This is a genomic window from Dietzia sp. CW19, assembly GCF_014145265.1.
Classification (GTDB): Bacteria; Actinomycetota; Actinomycetes; order Mycobacteriales; family Mycobacteriaceae; genus Dietzia; species Dietzia natronolimnaea.
The window spans coordinates 1-3735 of the sequence record NZ_JAALEE010000092.1 but is presented as its reverse complement, the minus strand read 5'-3'; the positions used below and the strand labels follow the sequence as shown (position 1 = coordinate 3735).

Annotated in this window: 5 protein-coding genes and 1 pseudogene; 5 read left to right on the top strand and 1 reads right to left on the bottom strand. The window is 71.5% G+C overall.

Features of this window, described 5'->3' with window-relative positions:
* Positions 1 to 258 (bottom strand): annotated as a pseudogene (locus tag G6021_RS03340) (nicotinate phosphoribosyltransferase); the annotation flags it as partial.
* 110 nt (positions 259 to 368) lie between these two features.
* Between G6021_RS03340 and clpS the strand changes: the two are divergent.
* The 5 genes from clpS to G6021_RS03315 all read left to right on the top strand — a co-directional run bounded on the left by clpS (position 369) and on the right by G6021_RS03315 (position 3640).
* Entirely contained in the window at positions 369 to 656 is a 288-nt protein-coding gene (gene clpS / locus G6021_RS03335) for an ATP-dependent Clp protease adapter ClpS (RefSeq protein ID WP_241730494.1), read from the top strand.
* A gap of 4 nt (positions 657 to 660) precedes the next feature.
* Entirely contained in the window at positions 661 to 1272 is a 612-nt protein-coding gene (locus tag G6021_RS03330; protein ID WP_179524843.1) for a DUF2017 domain-containing protein, read from the top strand.
* A 10-nt stretch (positions 1273 to 1282) separates the two neighbouring features.
* Positions 1283 to 1966: a rhomboid family intramembrane serine protease gene (locus G6021_RS03325; RefSeq protein ID WP_182640658.1), complete on the top strand. Its 684-nt coding sequence runs from the start codon at positions 1283 to 1285 to the stop codon at positions 1964 to 1966.
* Positions 1966 to 2778: a glutamate racemase gene (gene murI / locus G6021_RS03320; protein ID WP_182617779.1), complete on the top strand. Its 813-nt coding sequence runs from the start codon at positions 1966 to 1968 to the stop codon at positions 2776 to 2778. Before G6021_RS03325 ends, murI begins: the two co-directional genes overlap by 1 nt.
* An 82-nt stretch (positions 2779 to 2860) precedes the next feature.
* Positions 2861 to 3640 carry an MBL fold metallo-hydrolase gene (locus G6021_RS03315; protein ID WP_179524846.1) on the top strand — a complete coding sequence of 260 codons (780 nt, stop codon included), beginning with the start codon at positions 2861 to 2863 and terminating at the stop codon, positions 3638 to 3640.
* Positions 3641 to 3735: the final 95 nt, after the last annotated feature.

Genomic DNA, 3735 nt, shown 5'->3' with positions numbered 1-3735 from the left:
GTCGGCCACCACCGCGAGCTCCTCCTCGCCGAAGCGGAAGTCCCGGAGCCGCTCCAGGAGTCGGCCCGTGCCGCCGACGACGCCGTACCGGCGACCCGCCGGGAGCCGTCGGGCGAACACCTCGAACACACAGGGGCGGTCGGCGGTCCCGTCGGCCAGTGCGGCCCGGATCATCGTGAGCTCGTACTTGTCCGTGAGCAGTGCGCTGGACGGACGGCCCGGCGGGTGAGGGGCGCGCGTCGGCGCGGTCGCGGTCACCCGGCTGACTCTACGGCGTGGCCGACCCGGCGGTAATCCGTATCCTTGGCCGTATGCACACCGTGACCACACAGATCGCGGACGACCGGAGCGTCGTCCCCGTGATGGCGATGCCGTCGGCCGCGCCCGTGGAAGCCACGGACACCGAGCTCGACGCCGGGGTGGACAGTCCCTGGCTCACCGTGGTGTGGGACGACCCGGTCAACCTGATGAGCTACGTGACCTTCGTGTTCCAGCGGGTCTTCGGCTACAGCAGGGAGAAGGCGCACGAGCTCATGCTCAAGGTCCACAACGACGGCCGCGCGGTGGTCTCCTCCGGGAGCCGGGACAAGGTGGAGAACGACGTCCGGAAGCTGCAGGAGGCCGGACTGTGGGCCACCATGCAGCGGGAGGTCTGAGCCCGTGAAGGCCTGGCAGCGCAAGTCCTCCCTCACCGGCCCCCGGGTCAAGGCGGTCATGGAGGGTCACGAGGTGCAGATCCTCCACGCCCTGGTGTCCAACATCGTCGACATGCTCGAGCAGCGGCGCGACTCCGCGCCGAGGGACGAGTTGGCAGAGATCACCGGGATGCGCAGCGGCCACTCCGAGCTCCCCGTCGAGGCCCCGCTCGCCCGCCTGCTCCCCGACTTCCACCGGCCCGAGCCGGGTGGGGGATCCGACGCGGACGCCGCCGCGGTCGCCCGCGCACACAACTCGGGCATGCGCATGATCCACGAGCCGGAGATCATCGACGTCAAGCTCGCCGCGGCGTCGACGGTCCTCAGGTCCCTCCCGGCGCGTGGGGGGACGGTCTCGCTCAGCCCCGAGCAGGCACAGGCCTGGATGGGGTGTCTCAACGACGTGAGGCTCGGCCTGGGCGCGTTGCTGCTCGAGGCCGGGGCGGTGGACGGCGTCCCGGCCACCGACATCCCCGAGTTCGTCGCGGAGGACGACCCGAGGTCGGCGCACCTGGACGTCTACCACTGGTTGACCTTCATGCAGGACTCCCTGTGCACCGCTCTGACCGGGAAGTGAGGAGAACACGGTGAATCCAGATCCACGCACGTTCCGGGCGGGGGGCGTCCAGTCCGCCCGGCCCGTCCCTCAGGGGCCGCGCCGCTGGCCGGCACTGATCCTGCTCTTCGCCTTTGTCGCACTGATGTGGGTGGTCGAGGCGGCCGACCAGGTCATCCAGGCCACCATCGGGCCCCCGCAGGGACTCGACGGCTACGGGGTGCGTCCGCTCTCGACCGACGGGCTCCCCGGCATCATCTTCCAACCCTTCCTCCACGGGGACTGGGCGCACCTGATCGGCAACTCGATCGCCCTGCTCGTCCTGGGATCGATCATCGCGATGTCCGGGATCCGGCCCCTGATCAGCGTCACGCTCATCTCGTGGCTGGCCTCGGGTGTCGTGTCGTGGGTCCTGGGCGGCACCGGGACCGTCCACATCGGGGCGTCCGGCATCGTGTTCGGCTACATCTTCTACGTGATCGTCCGGGGTCTGTTCTCCCGCCGGTTCCTGCACCTGGTCGTGGGTCTGGTGATCGGCTTCTACTACGGGTTCGAGGCGCTCGCGGGACTGTCCCCGATGCTGGACGGCGTGTCCTGGCAGGGTCACCTCGGCGGGGCCATCGGCGGGGTCCTCTCGGCGTACGGACTCAAACGCGACCGGACGCCACAGGCGGTCACCGCCGGGCAGCGGCGGAACGCCGGTTCGCCGAGGTGATGTCTCCCGATCCACTGGCCCCGGTCGGGGTGTTCGACTCGGGGGCGGGTGGACTCACCGTGGCCCGGGCGATCATGGACCAGCTCCCCGACGAGTCGCTGATCTACGTGGGGGACACGGCCAACGGTCCGTACGGGCCGCTGCCCCTGGCCCGGGTGCGCGAGCACGCCCTGGCGGTCGCGGACTCCCTCGTCGACCGCGGGGTCAAGGCTCTGGTGATCGCGTGCAACACCGCCTCGGCGGCGATGCTGCGGGACGCGCGCGAGCGCTACCCGGTACCGGTGGTGGAGGTGATCCAGCCGGCGGCCAGGCGGGCGGTGGCCACCACGCGATCGGGCCGCATCGGGGTGATCGCCACGCGCGCCACGGTCGCGTCGCTGGCCTACGACGACGCCGTGGCCGCGGCGGCCGGGGTCCACCTGACCTCGGTGGCGTGCCCGAAGTTCGTCGAGTTCGTGGAGCGCGGGATCACCAGCGGTCGGCAGGTCCTGGGTCTGGCGGAGGCGTACCTCGCGCCGATCCGGGACGCGGACGTGGACACCCTGGTCCTGGGGTGCACCCACTACCCCCTGCTGTCCGGGGTGGTCCAGCTCGCGGTGGGCGATCACGTCACGCTGGTCTCCAGCGCCGAGGAGACCGCCAAGGACGTGCTGCGCGTGCTCACCGCCGCGGACCTGCTGCGCCCCCACGACGCGGCGGATCCGGCGACGCGGGAGTACCTCGTGACCGGTGACCCGGACAGCTTCCGAAGGGTGGCGTCCCGGTTCCTCGGACCCGGTCTCGTGTCGGTCGGCCTCGCGGGTGCGGTGTGATCCCTCCCCGCGGACCGGTTCCCGGTCGCCCGCCGGGGCACACTCCGGGCGACCTCGCGCCGGCCGTGGCACGATGGTGCCCATGTTTCTGACTGTCCTGGGTTGCTCGGGGAGTATCGGCGGACCCACCTCGCCGGCGTCCGGGTATCTGGTGGAGGTCGAGGGGGTCGCCCCGGTCGTGATCGACATGGGGCCGGGGGTGTTGGGGGCTCTGCAGCGGTACATCGCGCCGGAGGACGCCACGATCCTGTTGTCCCATCTCCACGCCGATCACTGCCTGGACGTCCCGGGCCTGTTGGTGTTGCGGCGCTACGGTCCGGAGGCCGAGCGCGCGGTCCGGGTCCCGCTCATCGGGCCGTCCGGAACCGCGTACCGGATCGGGGTCGCCTCGGCGGAGGAACCGGGGGCGGTGGACGATCTGTCGGACACCTTCGAGTTGGGGTCGTGGGATGTCACGCCCGACGTGGAGATGACGGGCGACGACGGCGAGGTGGGCCTGCGCGTGCGGGCCGACCGGGTGGATCACCCGCCGGAGTCCTACGGGATGCGCCTGACGTCGGAGTCCGGTCGCGTCCTGGCCTACAGCGGTGACACCGCCTACTGCGACTCGCTGGTCGAACTCGCGGCCGGCGCCCACGTGTTCCTCTGCGAGGCCTCGTGGACCCACGAGGAGGGCCGCCCGCCGGGGATCCACATGTCCGGTGCCGAGGCCGGCCGGACCGCCCGACTGGCCGGGGTGGGCCGTCTGGTGCTGACCCACATCCCCCCGTGGACGGACCGCGAGGCCGTGCGCGCCGAGGCCGCCGCGCAGTTCGACGGCGAGGTCCTGTTGGCGGAGCCTGATCTCAGGCTCGAGGTCTGAGCGTCGGGTTCCGGGGCCCGGTGTCCGAGGCCCGGTGTCTGAAGCTCGGTATCTAAGGCTCGGTGCCTGCGCTCCGGCCGCTAGTATCGGCGGGA

Coding starts and splice junctions, on each gene's coding strand:
- clpS (WP_241730494.1), top strand. CDS start 369: ATGCCGTCGGCCGCGCCCGTGGAAGCCACGGACACCGAGCTCGACGCC.
- murI (WP_182617779.1), top strand. CDS start 1,966: ATGTCTCCCGATCCACTGGCCCCGGTCGGGGTGTTCGACTCGGGGGCG.
- G6021_RS03315 (WP_179524846.1), top strand. CDS start 2,861: ATGTTTCTGACTGTCCTGGGTTGCTCGGGGAGTATCGGCGGACCCACC.